The organism is Paenibacillus sp. LRG-1, assembly GCF_057220305.1.
Genome location: NZ_CM170126.1, coordinates 5,060,719 through 5,081,992, shown reverse-complemented (window position 1 = coordinate 5,081,992; position 21,274 = coordinate 5,060,719). Strand labels below are relative to the sequence as shown.

Annotated in this window: 21 protein-coding genes and 2 pseudogenes; 15 read left to right on the top strand and 8 right to left on the bottom strand. The window is 43.8% G+C overall.

The window, feature by feature from the left end; all coding sequences use genetic code 11:
• The first annotated feature begins 83 nt into the window (after positions 1-83).
• From ACUUJN_RS22625 to ACUUJN_RS22610, 4 genes are all read left to right on the top strand, one after another.
• Positions 84-1,781 (top strand): M3 family oligoendopeptidase, encoded by a 1,698-nt coding sequence (locus ACUUJN_RS22625; protein ID WP_484668949.1) that lies wholly within the window; start codon positions 84-86, stop codon positions 1,779-1,781.
• Positions 1,782-1,857: 76 nt separating this feature from the next.
• On the top strand, positions 1,858-2,199 hold the full coding sequence (locus ACUUJN_RS22620; protein WP_028541793.1) for a hypothetical protein: 342 nt from the start codon (positions 1,858-1,860) through the stop codon (positions 2,197-2,199).
• A 21-nt stretch (positions 2,200-2,220) separates the two neighbouring features.
• Entirely contained in the window at positions 2,221-2,355 is a 135-nt protein-coding gene (locus ACUUJN_RS22615; protein ID WP_256026502.1) for a hypothetical protein, read from the top strand.
• Positions 2,356-2,874: 519 nt separating this feature from the next.
• On the top strand, positions 2,875-3,552 hold the full coding sequence (locus ACUUJN_RS22610; RefSeq protein WP_028541794.1) for a hypothetical protein: 678 nt from the start codon (positions 2,875-2,877) through the stop codon (positions 3,550-3,552).
• 261 nt (positions 3,553-3,813) lie between these two features.
• Here the strand turns inward: ACUUJN_RS22610 and ACUUJN_RS22605 are convergent, their stop codons facing one another.
• On the bottom strand, positions 3,814-4,785 hold the full coding sequence (locus ACUUJN_RS22605) for a ring-cleaving dioxygenase (RefSeq protein WP_069080670.1): 972 nt from the start codon (positions 4,783-4,785) through the stop codon (positions 3,814-3,816).
• A gap of 239 nt (positions 4,786-5,024) precedes the next feature.
• Between ACUUJN_RS22605 and ACUUJN_RS22600 the strand changes: the two genes are divergently transcribed.
• A complete protein-coding gene (locus ACUUJN_RS22600; protein WP_076295666.1) occupies positions 5,025-5,555 on the top strand; it encodes a GNAT family N-acetyltransferase in 531 nt (176 codons plus the stop codon).
• Positions 5,556-5,786: 231 nt separating this feature from the next.
• Here ACUUJN_RS22600 and ACUUJN_RS22595 read toward each other — a convergent pair whose 3' ends face one another.
• Together ACUUJN_RS22595 and ACUUJN_RS22590 are read right to left on the bottom strand one after the other, a co-directional pair.
• Positions 5,787-7,307, bottom strand: a complete 1,521-nt coding sequence (locus ACUUJN_RS22595) for an MFS transporter (RefSeq protein ID WP_340959828.1) — start codon at positions 7,305-7,307, stop codon at positions 5,787-5,789.
• Entirely contained in the window at positions 7,304-7,501 is a 198-nt protein-coding gene (locus tag ACUUJN_RS22590; RefSeq protein WP_023990363.1) for a hypothetical protein, read from the bottom strand. Before ACUUJN_RS22590 ends, ACUUJN_RS22595 begins: the two co-directional genes overlap by 4 nt.
• Positions 7,502-7,673: 172 nt before the next feature.
• Here ACUUJN_RS22590 and ACUUJN_RS22585 point away from each other — a divergent pair, with 172 nt between their 5' ends.
• From ACUUJN_RS22585 to ACUUJN_RS22575, 3 genes and pseudogenes are all read left to right on the top strand, one after another.
• Positions 7,674-8,141 (top strand): Lrp/AsnC family transcriptional regulator, encoded by a 468-nt coding sequence (locus ACUUJN_RS22585; protein ID WP_023990362.1) that lies wholly within the window; start codon positions 7,674-7,676, stop codon positions 8,139-8,141.
• Positions 8,142-8,265: 124 nt separating this feature from the next.
• Positions 8,266-8,434, top strand: a pseudogene (locus ACUUJN_RS22580) (transposase); the annotation flags it as partial.
• A pseudogene (locus ACUUJN_RS22575) lies at positions 8,431-8,746 on the top strand (transposase); the annotation flags it as partial. The pseudogenes ACUUJN_RS22580 and ACUUJN_RS22575, both read left to right, overlap by 4 nt.
• Before the next feature lie 188 nt (positions 8,747-8,934).
• On the opposite strand, the gene ACUUJN_RS22570 reads toward ACUUJN_RS22575, so the two are convergent.
• The 4 genes from ACUUJN_RS22570 to ACUUJN_RS22555 form a co-directional block, all read right to left on the bottom strand.
• Entirely contained in the window at positions 8,935-11,478 is a 2,544-nt protein-coding gene (locus ACUUJN_RS22570) for an ABC transporter permease (protein WP_484668948.1), read from the bottom strand.
• The gene (locus tag ACUUJN_RS22565) at positions 11,475-12,152 is read right to left on the bottom strand and encodes an ABC transporter ATP-binding protein (protein WP_068938268.1); all 678 of its coding nucleotides are present in this window, start codon (positions 12,150-12,152) and stop codon (positions 11,475-11,477) included. Before ACUUJN_RS22565 ends, ACUUJN_RS22570 begins: the two co-directional genes overlap by 4 nt.
• A gap of 108 nt (positions 12,153-12,260) precedes the next feature.
• Positions 12,261-13,178, bottom strand: coding sequence for a sensor histidine kinase (locus ACUUJN_RS22560; RefSeq protein ID WP_484669769.1), 918 nt, complete (start codon positions 13,176-13,178; stop codon positions 12,261-12,263).
• Entirely contained in the window at positions 13,175-13,852 is a 678-nt protein-coding gene (locus tag ACUUJN_RS22555) for a response regulator transcription factor (RefSeq protein ID WP_484668947.1), read from the bottom strand. The genes ACUUJN_RS22560 and ACUUJN_RS22555 overlap by 4 nt, the downstream gene beginning before the upstream one ends.
• Before the next feature lie 326 nt (positions 13,853-14,178).
• Between ACUUJN_RS22555 and ACUUJN_RS22550 the strand changes: the two genes are divergently transcribed.
• From ACUUJN_RS22550 to ACUUJN_RS22520, 7 genes are all read left to right on the top strand, one after another.
• Positions 14,179-15,132, top strand: a complete 954-nt coding sequence (locus tag ACUUJN_RS22550) for an ABC transporter permease (RefSeq protein WP_484668946.1) — start codon at positions 14,179-14,181, stop codon at positions 15,130-15,132.
• Complete coding sequence (locus ACUUJN_RS22545; protein WP_028541803.1) at positions 15,122-16,072, top strand: iron chelate uptake ABC transporter family permease subunit; 951 nt, start codon at positions 15,122-15,124, stop codon at positions 16,070-16,072. Before ACUUJN_RS22550 ends, ACUUJN_RS22545 begins: the two co-directional genes overlap by 11 nt.
• Positions 16,066-16,824 (top strand): iron ABC transporter ATP-binding protein, encoded by a 759-nt coding sequence (locus tag ACUUJN_RS22540; RefSeq protein ID WP_028541804.1) that lies wholly within the window; start codon positions 16,066-16,068, stop codon positions 16,822-16,824. The genes ACUUJN_RS22545 and ACUUJN_RS22540 overlap by 7 nt, the downstream gene beginning before the upstream one ends.
• 12 nt (positions 16,825-16,836) lie before the next feature.
• Complete coding sequence (locus ACUUJN_RS22535; RefSeq protein WP_076160699.1) at positions 16,837-17,817, top strand: siderophore ABC transporter substrate-binding protein; 981 nt, start codon at positions 16,837-16,839, stop codon at positions 17,815-17,817.
• 33 nt (positions 17,818-17,850) lie between these two features.
• Positions 17,851-18,594 carry an alpha/beta hydrolase gene (locus ACUUJN_RS22530; protein ID WP_484668945.1) on the top strand — a complete coding sequence of 248 codons (744 nt, stop codon included), beginning with the start codon at positions 17,851-17,853 and terminating at the stop codon, positions 18,592-18,594.
• A gap of 280 nt (positions 18,595-18,874) precedes the next feature.
• Positions 18,875-19,786, top strand: a complete 912-nt coding sequence (locus ACUUJN_RS22525; RefSeq protein ID WP_484668944.1) for an aldo/keto reductase — start codon at positions 18,875-18,877, stop codon at positions 19,784-19,786.
• Between the two features lie 148 nt (positions 19,787-19,934).
• Positions 19,935-20,261: a thioredoxin family protein gene (locus ACUUJN_RS22520; protein ID WP_013312008.1), complete on the top strand. Its 327-nt coding sequence runs from the start codon at positions 19,935-19,937 to the stop codon at positions 20,259-20,261.
• 129 nt (positions 20,262-20,390) lie between these two features.
• Here the strand turns inward: ACUUJN_RS22520 and bacA are convergent, their stop codons facing one another.
• Positions 20,391-21,188: an undecaprenyl-diphosphate phosphatase gene (gene bacA / locus ACUUJN_RS22515; RefSeq protein ID WP_160789154.1), complete on the bottom strand. Its 798-nt coding sequence runs from the start codon at positions 21,186-21,188 to the stop codon at positions 20,391-20,393.
• Positions 21,189-21,274: the final 86 nt, after the last annotated feature.

Sequence of the window (21,274 nt, the reverse complement as noted above, 5' to 3'; positions counted from 1 at the left end):
ATTGGAATTATAGCTTCCAGTTTGGTCTAAGCGTACTGTATAATAGGCATCAGATTTATTATATTTAAGGAGGAACCGAAGCAATGACATTATTCAGCCAAATGGCTTACAGCCGACCAGAGCAACCTGAAATTGAACAGCGGTTTAAAACGCTGTTGCAGCAGTTTCGTGAAGCGGACAGTGTAGAACGTCAAAATGTAGTGATTCATGCGATTAACAAGCTGCGCAGTAACGTGGAAACGCAATTGCAATTGGTGGAAGTTCGGCACTCCATTAATACGGAGGACGCCTTTTACAAAGCGGAGCAAGAGTACGCTGATGATTTCATGCCGGTTATTCAGGAGTATGTAACCGATTACTACCGGGCATTGGTGGATTCTCCATTCCGAACCGAGTTGGAGAGTCAATGGGGCAGCCAGCTTTTCAGTATTGCCGAGGTAGCACTCAAATCGTTCCATCCGGATATTATTGAGGATTTGCAGCAGGAAAATAAGCTGACCTCGGAATATGCTCAATTGATTGCTTCAGCGAAGATCCCGTTCGAGGGAGAAGAACGCACATTGTCGCAGCTCCTGCCTTTTGAAATGGCTACCAACCGGGAGACGCGCAAACAAGCCTCCGAGGCTAAATATCAATTTATGAGTGAGCATGAGGACGAGCTGGACCGGATTTATGATGAACTGGTGAAGGTGCGCACGCGCATGGCACACAAGCTGGGCTATGACAACTTCGTAGAATTGGGCTATGCTCGCTTGGGACGTACAGATTACAATGCCAAAATGGTAGCCAATTTCCGCGAGCAGGTGCTGAAGCACATCGTTCCTCTGGCAACCAAGCTGAAGGAACGCCAGCGCGAACGGATCGGAGTAGATCAGCTTCGCTATTATGACGAGGGCTTCAACTTCCTGTCAGGCAATCCTACGCCTAAAGGTGACCCGGAGTGGATCATTCGTAATGGAGCACGTATGTATGAGGAACTTTCAGCGGAAACACATGAATTTTTCAGCTTTATGATCGAACGTGGACTGATGGATTTGATCAGCAAAAAGGGCAAGCAAAGCGGAGGCTATTGTACATTTTTGAGCGAATATGGCACGCCGTTTATTTTCTCCAATTTCAATGGTACATCCGGTGATATCGACGTATTGACGCATGAAGCAGGTCATGCCTTCCAGGTCTATGAAAGCCGACATTTTGAAATTCCTGAGTACCATTGGCCAACCATGGAGGCGGCTGAGATCCACTCTATGAGCATGGAGTTTTTCGCATGGCCTTGGATGAATCTGTTCTTCGAGGAAGATACGGACAAATATCACTTTGAACATCTATCCTCATCGTTGCTGTTCGTGCCTTACGGCGTAGCCGTGGACGAATTCCAGCATGCCGTATACGAGCATCCAGACTGGACCCCGGCCGAACGTAAAAGCGCATGGCGCTCCATTGAACGTAAGTATAAACCGCATCTGGATTATGAAGGCAACGAGTATCTGGAGCAGGGCGGGTTTTGGCACAAACAGGGTCATATTTTTCAATCCCCGTTCTACTATATTGACTATACACTCGCGCAACTGTGCGCGTTCCAATTCTGGAAACGCATGAGTATCGACCGGACAGCTGCGTGGGAAGATTATTTGAAGCTATGCCGTGCCGGGGGAAGTCGCTCTTTTACCGGATTGGTTGAGTTGGCTGGACTAATCTCGCCTTTCCAAGATGGCTGTATCGCCTCTGTAATCGGAGAAATCGAAGCATGGCTGAACAGTGTGGATGATAAAAAGCTGTAAGCATAATTAAAAAGGGCATTTCGCTTACCTGTCAAAGCTGAAAAGCTTACAGATAGCGGAATGCCTCTTTGTGTAAATGGTCAATAAGTATGCGAGAACTCTTGAAGAAGCTGGCTATGCGTTTGCTAAGGATGAAAAAGAGCATCGAGCCTTTGTAAATCACGACAAAGTAGCCTTTTGTGCGCTGCTGGACTTCCTGAATCGTGGCATTGAGTATCAGAGCGCCATAAATGCTGTTGTGGAGCAGTGGGCGTATTCCGGGGTTGGTGACCAGGTAAATGGTGTGCTGGAGGAAGTGCGCCAAGCTCAAGAACGTGCAGATCAGCAACTCACGGAAATTGCGGGGCTGTTTCGCGGCTGGAGCTGCACGGCAAGCACAAACGATTTTTTGGGTTATTCTAAATTAACCATGAATTGATGCAGAAGGGAAAGTTTATCCGTGGGGAGTCATTTTGGCGACGAAGAAATGCCGGCAGAACAGGTAAAAAACCGGTTGCCGAGAAATTGGGGCAACGTGCTGAAGCTTTTGGATGAAGTGAACGGCCATGTTCCACCGAAGGGTAAGCCAGAATAAGGAGTTTTTTCGGAAATGGGCATAGGCGAAAATCAAAGGAATCGGGAGAAAAGCAAAGATCAGCTGGATGGCCAAATCTCTGCTTTTTTGCATTGTTCCACGGAAGGCTAGACATATGCAAAAAATGCTGGATTTTATACATATGCCATCTAGGTAATGTGATAGCACTGTATTAGGTGATGTAATTATATAAATCAGTCCAAGCGAGCTGGAACACTCGAGGTCTCCAATCCCGTGTTAAATCATTTACGCCTTTTCTTTATTAAATATATAGCCAGATATCCTACTGCTACTATTCCTGCGCTTAAAAAGCAAACTAGTAAACCATTTAGTTCTACTTTTCCAGTAAGTATAAATATAGTCAAGATTCCAGTGAAAAATCCAATGAATAAGATTTTTGAAAAGTTTTTCAAAATTTACAACTCCTCCTAAAAAAATATGTACCCAAAATAGCTTATATATGGTACTCTATATATTTTTATTACAATTATATCATATTATTAGGAAGAAAGTGGTAAAATGAAGAAATTTGTATCGACTTTGATGGCATCAGTTATGTTAATGCTTGTTATCGGCAGTACAGCAGCAATGGCAGCAACAACGCCAAATGCAGTACAGAGAGAATCAACCTCTGAACTCAGCCAAGAATTGATTAACAAAGCAAATCCCTACATAAAACTACAGTCACAAACATTCACTTTAAGTGAAGAGGCTTCAAAAAATTTAACTGAAGATGAACTTGGACTCGTTAATAAAGCTTTAGATTCAGCAAATAATCAAGCGAAAAATATCTCAGGTGATGTAACAGTTACTACAACGGATAATAACAGTTTAAAAGTAGTACCTACTAATAAATTCTCTACAGCCTCGATTAATACTTCCTCTTATTGGGATTATGAATTACTTTGGTGGGGATACCGTATCTATTTTTCTCATCAATTAATAAATGATATCAAATCAAAAGCCCTTTACGCTGGGGGAATTGGTGCAATATCCGGATCAACTCTTACCGGTATTCTTTCGTCTTTGGGTCTACCAGGCTGGATTGGAGGTATTGTTGTAGGGATATTTTTAGTTAAAGGTGCAAGCATTGTTTATGCGGATAATGGCAGAGGGGTTTATTTTGATGCATTTTGGGCTGGTGACCCTGCTAGCCAAGCAGTAAACTTCGTTACAGCTAAAGTGTATGGTGCTTGATGTTAAGTAAAGCGCGATAAACAAAGAAAGCTTCAGGCCTTCATCGGTCTGAAGCTTTCTTTGTTTCATTTATCGGCTCATTTTGAAATTTGAGGCCAGATAGTCCAGGAGATCCGGGAGATGGTAGAATGTGTTCGATCTGCTCTGTCATTCTGGTCGTTCTATGCACAATAAACGGTCACAATTCATGAGATAAATAACATGAAATAAAAATATTTATGGGGCGAATTGACCATACCTGATCGTATCTTTAAACTTCAATTATTGTTTGGTGTTAAGCGGTTTGAGATTGGCTTCAATAGAGGCACGGCGTGATTCCAAAAATGGCGGTAACGCCAGCGATTCACCCAGAAACTCCAGTTCTTCATCCGTATCAAAGCCGGGCCCATCGGTTGCCAATTCAAACAGAATGCCGTTCGGCTCACGGAAATACAAGGAACGGAAGTAAAAGCGATCTACAAAGCCGGAATTGGAAATTTGCAGCTGCCCAATACGGTCTACCCACTGTTTGAGCTCTTCCTCAGTTTCAACACGGAAGGCTACGTGATGCACACTGCCACGTCCTGGTCGTTCTTGTGGCAGATCGTTGCGCTCTTCCAGATGCACTTCAGTTCCTGTACCGCCTTCACCCGTTTCATAGATGACCACATCTGGTTGTCCAGCAACGGGGGAAGGGTAAGAGCCTTTTTTGCGGAAGCCCATAACCTGTTCAAGAATGAGAATGGTATTCTCCGCTTTAGGAATGGTCAGATGAACCGGTCCAAGCCCTACAATGCCGTACTCGGCAGGGACAGGGCTTTTCTCCCAAGGCGTGCCACCGCGCATCCCGTTATCATGCTCATCTGAAACGAGGAAGAAGCGTTGTCCTTCAAAATCTTCGAACGAAAGTGCCAGGCGTCCTGCTTGATCCGTAATTTCACCATGCTTTACATCCAGCTGCTCGAAGCGGTTTTTCCAGTAGTCCAGTGCCTTGTCGTTCGGTACCCGTAGGGAGAGCGCTGAAATGCTGTTATTTCCTGTACGAGTTTGCCCCGCATGTGGAATTTCAAAGAAAGTGACTTCCGTACCCGCAGTTCCACGCTCATCTCCGTAAAAAAGGTGATACACACTAACATCGTCTTGGTTCACCGTTTTCTTGATCAATCGAAGTCCCATTACCTGAGTATAAAAATCAACATTTTTAGCCGCCGCCGCAGTAATCGCCGAAACGTGATGTAATCCTAATAGTTTCATGTCTTTGTCCTCCTTGGTTTATATATCATTAGGTTTTTCTAAACAAAATAAACAGTCGAAAAACTTTTCTTTATATTTATTATCTTGATATTAAGATATATGTTTTTTTATTGTTTGTCAACTTGAATTTGCACTGGCTCCAAAGACGGACAAAAATAGAAATTCGAAATAATGCAAAAGCAGATACAATAAAGCCCAATATAGATAGAACGAATTTTATTATAAAAGGAGTGTACTCGATGTATACGGATAAGGATTTAACGATTAGGCCTGTTACAGAAGAAGACCTGCCGGCTCTTTGGACGTTAACTTTTAAGGAAGAAGCACCGGAATGGAAACAGTGGGATGCACCCTACTATGAACATAAGTCACTTTCTTTTGATGATTATTTAAAAGAGAAGGAAAAGCGAATCGGACAAGATGACTTTTGGATCATTGAAGTGGAAGGCAAGGTCATTGGATCAGTGAGCTATTATTGGGAGCATCAGCCTTCCCAATGGCTTGAAATGGGGATAGGTATTTATGATTCGCAGTATTGGAGCGGCGGGTATGGTACGAGGGCACTTCGACTATGGTTCGACCATTTGTTTAATACATTGCCTTTAGTAAGAGTAGGCTTTACAACCTGGTCAGGAAACCATCGGATGATGAAGGTTGGGGAGAAGCTGGGCATGACCCTAGAAGCCAGGCTTCGAAAGTGTAGATATTATAATGGAGAGTATTATGACTCGATCCGAATGGGGCTTTTACGGGAAGAGTGGGAACTGTAGTTGTTCATACAAAGTACCTTTCTAAGCATAAAAAGATGACCTCTGAATTGATCAAGGCCACTGAAAAACTGTTGATTTCCGAAAATACAAAGATTTTAGGGGTACAAATATGTCTCCCTGAACGCGAAACGAGCCTTAGAAGCGATTCTAGAGGCTCGTTTTTCTTTGGATATTCTCTTACTCTCAACAATGGGGGACTTTTTCAGTACCTCGATATCCCCGGGATTGTCTTTATGCTCTCTTAGGTCCAAAAATCATAAAACTGATCGCGGCTAGAAGCCAGACACCAATACCGCCGTAGAGCATTATCAAGCCAAAGCCGTGCATAAGCGCCGCATGGACGACGGCTCCAGACGCATCCAGGGAGGAGAGTTCTGGCAAACTCTGCCTGAGAGATACAGTATTTCCGGCGGCTACTTTTTCGGCTACAGACCGCAATTGCACTGCACTGAGAGTCCCGGAAAGGGCACTCTTCAAATAAGACAAAATACCTGCCTGCAGGATGAATCCCATCACAGCGATATTGATGGCTAGACTGATCAATCTAGCACTCATATCTATACCGGAAGCCATGCCTGCACGGGCACTTGGAACAGAGCCGGTGGTCGTGTTGGTCACAGGCGTGTTCGTTAAGCCAAGCCCAATACCAGCCAACAAGGAGCCAGGGAGCATGGTCAACCAACTGGCGTGATCGCTGCCGCTGCCATATTTCATCAAAATGAAGCCCATACCGAGGATGAACAGACCTGATGGAATGACTATGCGCGGCTGGTAGCGGAGCGAAAAACGCTCTGCCAGAGGTGGAATTACCAAGGTGGGCAGCGCATAAGCCAAGAGAGACAGCCCGGCGGCTACGATGCCGTAACCCAGGCCACTCTGGAAATAGATCGGCAGATAGATCATGAACGGCCAGAAACTGAAGTTCATGCCGATGGAGCCAAGGAGAGCGCCGGAGAAATTACGTATCTTGAATACGGAAAAGTCAAACATCGGATGGGCGCTGAGCTTTTCCGCAAATAGAAAAATAATGAAACTTATTGCTACTGCAACAAGGATGCTGATGGATGCTCTGCTGGTAAAGCCGAGTTCCGGCCCTTGCGTGATAAAGTATGCAAGGCCAAAAACTGTCAATGAAAGCGTGACGATGCCGATAATGTCCAGCTTTTTCACCTGCGGATCTCTGGACTCTTCTATGCCACCAAAAACAAGAATCAAAGTGAGGATGGTCAACGGAACGTGGACCAGGAAAACCCAATGCCAGTTCAACACGGCCACGATTATGCCGCCGATGATAGGTCCAAAACCGAGGCCGATACCGAACACAATCCCCCATATGCCAAAGGCTTTGCTGCGTTCTTGTCCTTCCTGAAACCGATGTGAAAGAATTGCTATCTGGCAAATCTGCATCGCACCAGCACCCACCCCTTGAAGAAACCGACTGATGATCAGAACCGATGTGCTTTGCGCCAAGCCACAAATCAAGGATGTAACACCGAACAAGACGAGGCTGATAATAAAAATACGCCTCCTTCCATACCGGTCAGCCAGCGTTCCAACAGCCATCAGAACTGTGGCACATGCAATGGTATAAGCGTTCATAATCCACTGCATATCCTTAAGATCGCCATGCAATACTTTCTCCAGAGTTGGCAGTATCACTGGCACACTGGAAATTTCGAGGCCGAACATCAATGCGGACAAACATATAGCAGCCAATGCAATTATATTTTTGCGGGAGAGGGAGAGGCTCACTGAGAGGTCCCTCCAGACTTTTGTTCACGGTCTGGACATCCGGCAGCGCAACTATAATATTGCGCCTCATTAAGCGTAACTCGTATACCAGCACCAACCAGCCTTTTTTCGACAATTGTACGATCAATAGCCTCTTCAATATGTACTTCTAAATCTGCTACTGTTCCTACCTTATTAAAAACGTATTTGCTCAAGGGCAGCCATCCTCTCTATCTTTTCATGTTTGGTTCACCTTATCGATATGAGTTTTATTATATAATCTAAATCATTCATTTTACATAACGCAATCAATCCATTATGATGATTATACAAAGTAATTAAATGAATTTCTCATAAAAACGTTAAATTTAAAGGAGAGAATTCAAAGTGGATCATGTAGACAAACAAATCCTCTTTTATCTTCAAAGTCAGGCGAGAATTTCAATGACAGAGCTAGGGAAATGCGTGGGTTTATCCCAACCTGCTGTAACAGAACGAGTTAAAAGAATGGAAGAAAAAGGTATTATCAAGGGGTATCGCACTATCATCTCTCCTGAAAAAATAGGAAAGGATACGGCAGCCTATATATTGTTTCGGACTAGAGATTGCCATGCATTTCTTGATTTTGTTCATACATCTCCACATGTTGCCGAGTGCCATCGTATAAGCGGAGAACACAGTTATTTATTAAAAGTAGTGACCAGCTCGACACGCACCCTCGAAGAGTTTAGCAACCAGTGCGATAAGTATGGAACCTACACGAGCCTGCTTGTCATGTCGTCACCGATCGATCATAGACTTCTCATTCATTCTCTGGAAGAAGCAAGTGGAGCTGCTCATTCAGAAAAAGATTAAGGATGAAAAAAAGACAACCCCGGATATCCCGAGGCCACTGAAAAAGTCCTAAATTCTAAAGCGAGACAGTTCCTCCATAACAGAGGTTACTGTCTCGCTTTTTCGGTATAATTAAAATATCCAAATAAAGGCGGGTGGTTCCGGTGCTTCCGAAACAGCAAAGCATGGTCTAAGTCCATATATTGAACTATACAATCTGTTGATTCCCAAAGACCATCTGTTACGGAAGATTGGACGAATTGGTGGACTTTAGCTTTATTTATGAGGAACTGAACGAAACCTATTGTCACGACAAGACGAGTTCGAGTTTAACAAAGATGCGGGAATGTACGTATGCAAAGCTGGACATCTGGCGATCCGCAGAGCGCGTGAAGGCAAAAAAGTATAAAAAGCCATGAGCATTTGAAGAAGTTACGTTTCAAGAAAGCGAAAGCTTTAAAGCCAAGGCCAAAGAACGATACAAAATTGAGGCGAAGAATAGTGAACTGAAGCACAGACACGGGTACGATGTAGCGTCCTCCTCGGGTCTGATAGGTATGGAAATCCAGGGGGCTATGGCGATATTCACTGTCAATTTAAAACGAATATTGAAACTGATGGAGTAAGCAAGGGCCACATGAGGCGGAGAGCAAGAGAAAAGACGACGGTTCATTCTGTGAATTCAGAATAAACCGTCGTCTTTTTGATTCGTGTTCTTGTTTTTTTCACGAAAGGCTGGTTTTTCGGTGGCCTCGAATTGATCAGGAGTCATCTTTTATTATTCACACTGGTATTATGGACTTTCTCGGTAAATCTACTCTGATTCTCGAAGTCGTTCCACAATACTTTGTTTGTCGTTCATAGAATAGACCGCTACTGGAATAAGTATCCCAAGCAATAACAGTAAAGGCAATAAGGCTAGAAGTGGCCAGATTATAAAGTGATAGCTCAAAAGCCATAGCAAGTTGCAAAAAGGTTTCACAATCAAAATAGAAAATAGTACTGCCAATAGAGTAGAGGTTAGGCTAGTAGCCCAAACATAATATAACCCTTCATAAATCAGCATTCCCCGCAGTTGTTTTTTAGTCATGCCTATGCTCTGCAGCATAGCAAATTCATTGCGTCGGGTCAGTATGCTGGTTAAAATCGCATTTATAAAATTTAAAATACCAATTAGGCCAATAATCAAGCTAAGCAGGCCGCCGATCATTATAATAGTAGTTTGCATACCTGATAAAGCGTCCCTTGATGTGATTTTGGATTCGTAGTTCATCATCGGTTCGATGGTTTCAGTGTAGCGCTTCAAAAAGTTCTGCATGGACGCTTCCTGAGATGAGGATACATTAAAGGCATAACTCATTACAACGGGCTGTTTTACAAGTGACTTGTATATATCCGCAGGGAGGTAGAAGTTATAGCCAGTATAAAGGCGATTCGAATTGGTAGATTTGATACCCACATGGCCAAGCACTGTAAAATTATGCGTTATATACTCTCTATCCAGTGGAGCATCTGCTGTTCCCACATAACTATGCAGAGTAACGTTTTCTCCCACTTTATGATGAATGCTTTCCATGTAAGGCTTGTCGTTGTCGTTCAGTTCGACTCCCTCCAGGATATACTTACCAGAAGCCAGTTTCTTAAGATCAAGCTCACCATCAATCAATTGCAGCCGATGTAGTGGTAAATCTTCCAGTCCATACACTTCTACAAGGAAGTTGCCGCGAGCGTCAGTGTTTTGGGTATCATCTATGATTCCTTTTGTATTCTCAGCAGTGAGAGCTGTTAGATCACCGTACAATCGGCCGCCTTCTTCAAAGCCCGGTTGTGCCTGTACAGCCTTAATAAAACTTTCAGTGGTCTCATTTTCATGGCCGCTGAAACTACTGGGAACCTGGAAATATTCAGCATGAGCAATGAGAAAATCGGTATCATTAAATTTGGATAAAAATTTATCCATATCAAAGCTCTGAGATAGTGTGAATACTGTATTCAGAAGAACCAAACTTAAAGAAAGACTCATAACCACTAAAACGGTGCGTTTTTTATTGCGTCCCAAATTGGAACGAGCCATGAGGTGGATTTTTGCACCTCCGGTTGATTTTTTCAGCTTACCATTGCTCTTATTTACTCCACCTGTATATCTGACTGCTTCTACCGGCGATACGGATGACGCAACTCTGCCGGGTTTGAAAGTGCTAATCATTACAGTAATGAGAGCGAACAGAGCAGATCCGACAAAAATCCATGGGTTAGGGGATACCGATATCTCGGTACCGTTAAATACACTCATATTTATGATAAAAGGCACGAGCGATTTACCAATAAAAAAACCTGCTATCAATCCGATCGGGATTCCAAGCGCTGATAGAATCAGCGCTTGTCTGCGAATAATCCGGCGGATCTGTTTGCCGCTTGTACCGATTGTCTTTATGAGACCGTAAAAACGGATATCTCGCATCACTGATATTTGGAAAATATTATATATAATCAAATAACCGGTAAACATGATCAGTAACAGGGCAGAAGTTAACGCTATGATTGTCTCTGTATCCAAACTAAAATTGGTCGAGATGTATGACCAATTTACATTATTCGCGATATAGTTCGGTGCCTCTTCGTCAAGCGAATACCCGCTTTCGGTAATCACTTTACTGAGCTTTCCCTGCAAATCAAGGCTATTGTCGAACATCATATATGCACTAATGGTTCCTGTATAGAAGTGATCCTTTTTATAGTTGCTTTGTAATTCCTGAGCATGAGCATCGACATAGGCTTTAGAAGCGAATATTTGTCCTACGTTAACCACAGGATCGCTTTTCCACCAGCCGGATAGGATAAAATTACGCTGTACTTCTTTACCTCGTATGTCAAGCTTTAGCCTCAAAGGTGCTCCAACCTCCAGTGGAACACCCAATAGCTGCAACGTCTTGGAGTCTGCGATTACTTCATTTTCCACCGCAGGCTTACGCCCCTCTTTAAGCTCAATAAAACCAAGCTTCATCCCTACATCGTCGTAATACCAGAACTCCGTATGGTGTTTTAGAAATTTATCGTTCATAACTCGATCGCTTAATATACGGTTATAAGCTATTTCCTTGATCAATGGATGATTCTTGACATGATTAAATTCGTCATCCGTTATATACTTAAGTACGGCATGTCCATCTCCACCGACCTGTCGCATGGTCGCCCGTTGTAAGTTTTCCACAGCGCCAATCCCCATAGTGAACAGTGTTGTAAATAGCAATGAGGTTAGTGCTATGGCAACAATGGCAATAATGTTACGGGTTTTGTTCACTTTGAAACTCTTATCAGCCAGATTGCGGATTACTTTTTTGTTTTTTACCTTGATCATTTACCTTCACCGCCAACTATTTTACCGTCCTCAATCCGGATGATCCGGTCTGCCATTTGCGCGATTTCCTCGTTGTGGGTAATCATCACTATCGTTTGGCGGAACTGTTGGCTGGATACTTTGATCAACCCCATCACATCCAGACTGGTTTTACTGTCCAGGTTTCCGGTGGGTTCATCTGCTAAGACAATTGCGGGCTTGGCTGCCAGTGCTCTGGCAATGGCTACACGTTGCTGTTGTCCACCGGAAAGATTGTTTGGCAGATTATTCATTTTGTGGTCAAGGCCCAAGGTATGTACAATTTTATCTATGTAAGTTTCGTCCGGTTCTTTACCGTCCAGTTCAATGGGCAGTACAATATTTTCGTAGACATTCAAGACAGGCACCAGGTTGTAATTTTGAAACACGAAGCCAATCTTTCGTCTGCGAAAAATGGTCAATTCTTCGTCTTTCAATGAAAAAATATCTTTGCCGTCAATCGTAACGCTTCCGCTTGTCGGACGATCAAGTCCACCCAGCATATGCAGAAGGGTAGATTTGCCGCTCCCGGATGTACCGACAATAGCGACAAATTCTCCGCTTTCTACCTCCAGATTTACGCCGTCTAAGGCATGAACAGCAGTATCTCCATTACCGTAATGCTTCTTTAATGCCTGAGTTTTCAATAGAGCCATATACGTTCTCCTCCACAAAAAAATGTCTGGATCGTAGTCATCTACAGTACAGACATTAGCACACTAATCTTTCTACAATCTTTCTGAAATCTAACGGTATTGAAAGAATTAAGTATCCATAGGAAGAAAAATAGAGAAGGTAGAACCACGGCCGTAGTGTGACCGTACTTTGATGTAACCACCCTCCGCAGCGATGATTTCTCTAGCTAAAAACAGTCCAATCCCGACGCCCTCCTGCGAGTTAACAGTAGGGGAGCGATAGAAGCGGGTAAAGATCTTCCCTTGTTCTTCTTCTGCAATGCCTATACCGCTATCGGTAATATCAATTCGACAAAACAAATCGTATGCCATTACTTTTATATTCATGCTTCCGCCTGTCTCTGTATATTTTATGGCGTTATCCATAATGTTATAGACAGCTTCACTCGTCCACTTTAGGTCAAAATAAGCATGGATAACTGTGTCCTCCATAACAACTGAAATCCCTTTGGCATCTGCTTTTGGCATCATTTGCTCCAGTGCAGCACCAAGGAGCTTTTGAACAGATTCCCGCCTTGGCGATACCGTGATAATCCCCGTTTCAAGTTGTGATGTTTTCAACAATGCCTGGATCAGGAAGTTAAGCTTTTCAGCCTGTGCAGATAGAGCTTTCACACAAGTGGAGGTATCCTGCGATAGTTCGTATTCGCTAAGTAGTTGGGAATAAAGCAGGATGTTGGCCAATGGTGTTTTCGTTTGGTGTGAAATATCGGAAATCAGCTCATTTATTTTATTCTTTTCGGCAAGCAGATTTTTGGAGGACACAGAACAAATGGAAAGAAACTTCGCAAATTTAGCTACTATTGCAGAGAGAACGGATTCATCAAAGACATCCTCCGAGAAGCTGCCATTTATCGCGGCATCCAGCATGTTCTCAATGGTTTTCATTGTTTTATGGATGCTCCTGCGATAAAGCATAATAGCACACACAGCGGTGCATACAGCAACAACGGCAATTCCAATACATATATAGAGGAGTGTTGTCATTTCAATGCCCATGTGTAGCCCAGCCCATAAACCGTCTTAATGTATCGAGGAGAAGAGGGGGAATCCTCCAATTTATCCCGCAGCCTTTTTACTGTAACAGACAATGCGTTTTCACCTACATACTCAGCTCCATCAGTCCAGATGCTATCTATCAAATGATCGCGCGAAACGGTGTTGCCTCGATTATCGACTAGGATACGCAACAATTTTTGCTCAGTTTTACTTAGTTCAATAGGTGTACCATTCTTAATAAATTCCATTCTCTCGAATGAAAAAGAAAAATTGTCTAGCTGAATGGAGTCTGCAAGCGAGTATCTGGATTTCTTTAGCTGAACGCCAACTCTTGCTCTCAGTACCATAAGACTGAAAGGTTTGGTGATATAATCGTCAGCACCCAGCTCAAAACCAGTGACGACATCTGTTTCCATATCATTCGCAGTCAGAACAATGACTGGTAAAGCTTTTGTTTTACGTATATGGGTTAAAAGGTCGAGTCCACTTCCATCCGGTAAATTTACATCAAGAATCACTAGGCCAAAGGCAGTAACGTTTAAGTGTTCTTTTGCAGTAGCTATGTCATACGTTTGCGTAAATACGTTGTTAGGTTCTTTAAGGGCAAGAACAATACCGTTACTCAAGGCAATATCATCCTCGACGATTAATATGCGATTCATCATTCTCCTCCTATTTTTTTGATTCATCAAGTTAATGAATCCCGAATTCCAAGAATTGCTTACAGTAAAAATGAGAAAAGGGTAATCCTAAATCTTCCATCTATATTTTACAGGATATTGCTCTTATTTGCTCATTCGCTCTTCAGACTATTCAGGTTTTGCTAACACCTTTTTTGACATGGTTTATTCATTGCAAAAAATTTGACAGATACAATATCACTGATATAATTTATCCTAGTTAATTTTTGATAATGATTATCATTATTGGAGGGGAGGAGAGGGCCGAAGCTTGGTACAAGTTATTGGACAGGCTCCCTTAGTTAGAGATGAAATTGCGTTATTTAATAGTGGCTTTTCTGGTACTGGCCTTCGCCTCGGTTTTTATTGGTGTTCATGATGTAACTCCACTTGATTTATTTCACTTAACCAACGATCAGGCGCAGGTGCTCCTGATTAGCAGATTCCCACGATTGATCAGTATCATTATTGCAGGGGCGAGTATGAGTATCTGTGGGCTCATTATGCAGCAGCTTACCCGGAACCGATTTGTTTCTCCCACCACTGCAGGGACGATGGATGCGGCACGATTGGGTGTGCTGATGGCTATTATGGTGTTTGGAGCAGCAGGATTTTGGACGAAGATGCTGACGGCTTTCGGATTTGCTCTAGGGGGAACACTGATTTTCATGAAAATACTGGATAAAATCCGTTTCAAGGACCCGGTATTTATCCCGCTTGTCGGTTTGATGTTTGGAGGCATTTTAAATTCGGTAACGACCTTTTTTGCTTACAAATACAATCTGATCCAGGGCATTTCTTCGTGGATGCAGGGAGACTTTTCTCTAATCATGAGTGGTCGCTACGAGATGCTATATCTTAGTATTCCTTTGGTTGCGTTGGCGTACATATATGCGAATCGTTTTACAATTGCAGGCATGGGTGAGGATTTTGCGGCCAACTTGGGTGTACATTACAAGCGCACCGTCAATGTCGGTTTGGTGATCGTGGCTTTGGTTTCTTCTGTTGTCATCTTAACGGTCGGAACGATTCCCTTTTTGGGGCTGGTTGTACCCAATCTGGTCAGCATGTATATGGGGGATAATCTGAAAAAAAGCCTGGCCCATACAGCGATCTTGGGCGCCGTCTTTGTGCTGTTTTGCGATATTTTGGGACGGGTGATCATTTATCCGTATGAAATTTCTGTAGGGCTTACGGTTGGTGTGATCGGGAGCGCGTTGTTTTTGTATTTGCTGCTGAGGAGAAGGGCTTATGAATCCTAAATTAAAAATCGGAATATTAGCCGCTGCCGCGCTTGTGTTGATTGCTGCTTTCGTGTTTATAGATCTTCCACATACCTGGCATTACGCGCTGCCACGACGATTGAAAAAGATCGCAGCCTTCATTCTGACAGGTGGCTCCATTGCTTTTGCAACAGTTATTTTCCAGACGGTTACGAATAATAAGATTTTGACTCCCGGTATTATTGGACTGGATTCACTGTATATGCTGATTCAGACGACGATTATTTTTGCATTTGGTTCCGTCCCTTTCATTTCGACCAGCAAAGAATTGAACTTTTTGCTGTCGGTAGGGCTGATGGTGCTGTTCGCAGGACTGCTATACAAATTAATTTTCCGCAAAGATGGACGCGGTATTTATGTACTTTTGCTGATCGGTCTGGTGTTCGGCACACTATTCAACAGTCTGTCTACCTTTATGGAGGTACTGATTGACCCGAACGAATTTGCGAAAATCCAAGACAAGAGCTTTGCCAGCTTCAGTAATGTAAACACCGAACTACTGTGGCTTTCTGTATTCATTCTTGTGCTCGTATTTGCTTATGCGTGGAGATTCATCAAGTATCTGGACGTGCTGTCGCTCGGACGAGAGCATGCGATTAATTTAGGGCTCCCTTATAGTTTTATTATCAAAAGGCTGCTAATTATCGTAGCGATTCTTATCTCCATATCCACGGCACTTGTCGGGCCGATTACGTTTCTAGGGTTAATTGTGGCCAATGTGGCTTATCAGGTGATGAAAACCTATCAGCATCGTTATATTATTCCGGCCTCTATTTGTGTCAGTGTCATTGCGTTGGCAGGATGCCAACTGCTGGCAGAAAGAGTATTCGACTTATCGACAACGGTCAGTGTCATTATTAACTTTATCGGGGGGGTGTACTTCCTGTACCTTTTGCTGCGGGAGAATAAGTCATGGTAGAAGTCAGAAACGTATCCAAACGCTACGGGAATAAAAATGTGGTGGATCAGGTATCCGTCACTGTACCTAAAGGTACCATTACCTCCTTTATTGGACCTAACGGCGCTGGAAAAAGCACCTTGTTGTCGATGATCAGTCGCCTGACTGACAGTGATGAGGGAGAAATCCTCATTGACGGGCAGGCCGTGAGTCTGACGAAAAGTGAGGAGCTAGCCCGGAAGATATCTATTTTAAAACAGACGAACGATGTCAATATCCGCTTAACCGTGAAGGAACTGGTCAGCTTCGGCCGTTTTCCGTATTCCAAGGGCAGATTGAACAGCGAGGATCGCAAAATGGTGGAGCAGTCTATGGCCTACATGGGACTGGAAGATATGAAGGATAAGCATATTGATTTGCTTAGTGGGGGACAGCGACAGCGGGCTTTTATTGCCATGATTCTGGCTCAGGACACAGAATACATCCTGTTGGATGAGCCGCTGAACAATCTGGATATGAAGCATTCGGTTCAGATTATGAAGACGCTGCGCGGTTTGGTGGATGATCTCGGCAAAACGATTCTGGTCGTGTTGCATGACATTAATTTCGCCTCCTGCTATTCAGACTATATTGTAGGGATGAAGGATGGCAGGTTGCTAAAACAAGGAACGGCTGACGAGATGATTGATAGTCAGGTATTAAAGGATTTGTACGATATGGATATTCCGATTCAACAGATTGGTGACCATAAAATTTGCGTTTATTTCACTTAGGGGGAATGTTAAATGAAGAAAAATATGATGTTTTTAACGCTGATGCTTGCATTGGTACTGATCGTGTCAGCCTGTGGCAAAGCAGCTCCGGCAACACCGGAAGCGACTGGAAACGGCTCCTCTGCTGCAACAACGGAATCCAAAACTATCTCGGTCAAACACGCACTGGATGAAAACCCGGTCCAAGTCAAAGTTAATCCAAAAAATGTCGTTGTCTTTGATTTCGGTTCATTGGATACGCTGGATAAGCTGGGTGTTGACGTTGCGGCAGTAGCGCAGCAGGATCTTCCTACGTATTTGAGCAAATATAAAGATTCCAAATATGCAAGTGCGGGCACGCTGTTTGAACCGGATTACGAGAAAATCAGTGATCTGTCTCCTGAACTCATCATCATCGGCGGCAGACAAGCTGATGCATATAAAGAGTTGAGTAAAATTGCACCGACCATTTCGATGGCTGTAGACACCAAGGATTATATCAATTCCTTTAAGAAAAACGTTGAAACATTGGGTCAAATCTTCGACAAAGAGGATGTTGCCAAGCAGGAACTGGCTGCGATTGATAGCTCCATCAAGGCCGTACATGACAAGGCTGTAGCGAGCAAAGCTAAAGGACTGATCGTGCTGACGAATGAAGGAAGCCTGAGCGCATATGGCTCACAATCCCGTTTCGGTATCATTCATGATGCTTTTGGCGTAACCCCTGTAGATCCTGGTATTAAAGTATCCACGCATGGACAAAAGGTTTCTTTTGAATATGTACAGCAAAAAAATCCGGATTATATTTTTGTTGTTGACCGTGGGGCTGTGGTGGTCGAGGAAGGCAAGGAACAGGTTACAGGTAAACAAACCATTGAGAATGAACTGGTGAAGAAAACCAATGCATTTAAAAACGGTCATATTGTATACCTTGATCCTAACTACTGGTACCTGTCAGGTAATGGTCTGGAATCCGTATCTGAAATGATCAAGGAAATGGATGCTGCACTGTAATGAATACATTCACATCATGGGGGACTGTGTAGGATGAAAGGTCATGTAGATAAAATTCCATTAGATGGGTACCTTGTGCACGTCTATACACCTCCTGTCTCCGTGAGTCATAATGAGCTGTATCCTGTGCTGTATGTGCAGGATGGCAGCTCTTTATTTCTAAGCGGGTTGGATGAGCTGGAAAGAGGTTTTTCTACGGGAGAGTTGCTCCGTGTCGTGCTGGTAGGTATTCAGCCCGTAAATCGGCTGGATGATTATACGCCTTGGAAGGCAGCTGCTTTAGTAGAAGGAAGACCTGCTTTTGGTGGTGGCGGAGATGCCTATCTGGCGTTTGTGGTTACAAAAGTAATGCCGTACGTCGAGGGGAGATATCCGGTAAAAACCGGACCGGAGCATACGGGAATCATCGGCGCCTCATTGGGCGGATTAATTTCCATGTATGCCGTCTTCAAGTATAAGGACATATTCGGACGCGTCGGTTCCATCTCAGGCTCGTATTGGTATCCGGGTATGATTGGTTATATGCAATCTGCATCTTGTGTAACTGTGAGGGATGGTGCACATCGCTTTTATATATCTGTCGGGACCCGTGAAGGTGAAGGGAAGACGAATGTACAAAAAGATATGGTTCCGCTGACCCTCCAGGCACACGAGGTGCTGCGGACACAGGGACTGGATGCAAAAGATGTGCTCCTTGAGTTGGATCAGGATGCGGTGCATCGTGTGGATTGTTTTCAGCGTCAATTTCCTAAGGCCGTCCGATGGCTGTTCGGATAGCATGAATGGAATACGAATTTCATACAACAACCTCAAAGGATTGGAGAGCGTGGAGTCTCTATGCCTTTGGGGTTGTTTTTTTTGTATATTTTTTTTCGTATAATAGAATCAATTTCATAATACCTTGAGTAGCTTTAATAAAGAGTACATATAGATCAAAATGGTTTAATTTGTCTATATGAGGTTTACATTTCGTTAGTTTAATCATTTATGAAATTGATTCAATAGAGAAATATTAAAAATTTAAAATTATACGTTATTGGAAGTGAGGGGAGCATAAATGAAAAAAAACCGCCTGGGATCTTCAGATTTGCTGGTAGGTGAGATTGGCTTGGGATGTATGTCGGTCGGTACGGATGAGCAGCAAGGTGTTTACTTGATTCATGAAGCGCTAGACATGGGCGTAAACCTGTTGGATACAGCCGATTTGTACCAGCACGGGCGCAATGAAGAAATTGTGGGGACAGCAATCCGTGGACGTCGGCAGGAGGTCATCCTGGCGACCAAGGTCGGCAACCGGCGTATACCAGGACAGGAGGGCTGGGGATGGGATCCGTCCAAGGAATATATTCTGTCTGCTGTTAAAGAGAGCCTACGCCGCCTTGGAACGGACTACATCGACCTGTATCAGTTGCACGGAGGGACAATTGACGATCCGATAGACGAAACGATAGAGGCCTTTGAGCAACTACAGCGGGAGGGCGTCATCCGTTATTATGGTATTTCCTCAATTCGCCCTCATGTCATCCGTGAATATGTCAAACGCTCGAATATCGTTAGTGTTATGAATCAGTATAGTTTGCTGGATCGGCGTGCAGAGGAAGAGGTACTGTCTTTGCTTCAGGAACGGGGAATTAGCGTGATTGCACGTGGGCCAGTGGCCAGTGGTGTATTGGCTGACCAAGGGGAAGGGAAGATAGCCAAGGGATATCTGGACTACAATGAAGCAGAGCTGCTGGACGTGCGTAAGCAATTAAAGGCATTTGCAGGTGCGGACCGGAGTATGGGTCAGACAGCGATCCGTTATAGCCTGTCTCATCCGACTGTCGCTGCTGTTATTCCGGGTGCAAGCTCTTTGGGACAATTGGAGCATAATATTTCTGCTGCGGATATTGCACCGCTAACCAGGCAAGAGCGGCAGACGCTACAGCAAATCAGCCGAGCCAATCGGTATGATGCGCAATACCGCTAATCCGAGCAAGTATAGGACAAGTGTCAAACATGTACCCGTCCCAGTTGCAATTTATAAAAGAATCATTACAATATAGGAATAAGCCTCGGTTTATAATTCATATGTGAATATGGAGACGTTATAAATACACTCTAGGAGGGACCAACGAATGGAACGCATCGAATCTCAGCAGCAATATCAGGATTTAATTAATGGTGACGGTCTGACTGTCGTGAAATTTGATACAACCTGGTGTCCGGATTGCAAGACACTGGATAAATTTATGGACGGCATTATTGAGGAAAACGCAGATAAGCGTTTCTTTGCGCTTGATGCGGAGAAATTCCAACCGATTGCCGAAGAAAATCAAGTGCGCGGCATTCCGAGTCTGCTCGTGTTCCGTAATGGAGAAAAAATTGCTCATTTGCACAGCAAATACGCTAAAACGCCAGCTCAAATCTCGGAATATTTGACTACGCTGGAATCCAAACAATAATCAGAACGCATGATAGGGATAGTTCCAGACTATCTTTCCTTTCAGCAAAATAAAAAAAGGGATATCCAAGGCTGATCATTCAGACCCTATGGATATCCCTTTTTTTATTTATTGGTACCAAACGATGGCTTATAAAATAATGAAAAAGAACACAGCCGCCAGCACGAAACGGTAAATGGCGAACGTAGTCAGGCTCAAGCGTTTGAGCAGACCGAGGAATGTTTTGATCGCCAGCATCCCGACGATAAAGGCAGTAATAAAGCCGGCCGCGAACACTGGGAAATCACTCATAGACAGATGATCCATACTTTTGATCATATCAATACCCGATGCACCCAGCATGACCGGAACAGATACGAGGAATGTAAATTCCGCGGCTGCCGTATGGCTTACACGTGCGAATAGGCCCCCAGACATGGTTGAGCCTGAACGGGAGAATCCTGGCCATAGGGCTAGGACTTGGAACACACCGATGGTAAATGCTTGTTTGTACGTGATCTCATCCAGCGTATGTGATCTAATAGGCGGATGAAATTTTTCAGCCGCGATCATGAGCAGGCCCCCGATCACCAAACTGTATAAAACCGTTTCAGGACCAAACAGGTATTGCTTAATTACATCACGGAACAGTACGCCAATTAGCCCCGCTGGGATCATGGCTAAAATAATATGTAACAGGTTTAGACGTGGCTGACTCGAGATTTTGCGTCTGAAATCAAACAGGCTCAGGAATCTGCGCCAGTATAATACGACGACTGCCAGCACAGCACCTAATTGTACGATAACCTCAAACGTTTTGACCGTATCATTCTCTGTGTTTAATCCTAGAAGATCAGCCGTAAGGATCATGTGACCCGTCGAAGAGACCGGCAAAAACTCTGTCAGTCCTTCAATAATTCCCATAATAATAGAAGATAAAATATCCACTTTACTAGCTCCTCCTTACACGCGTGCAGGGCAAACGACCTAAGTCGTTTGCCCTGGGAATATGTCATTTCAGTAGGAGTGAACAC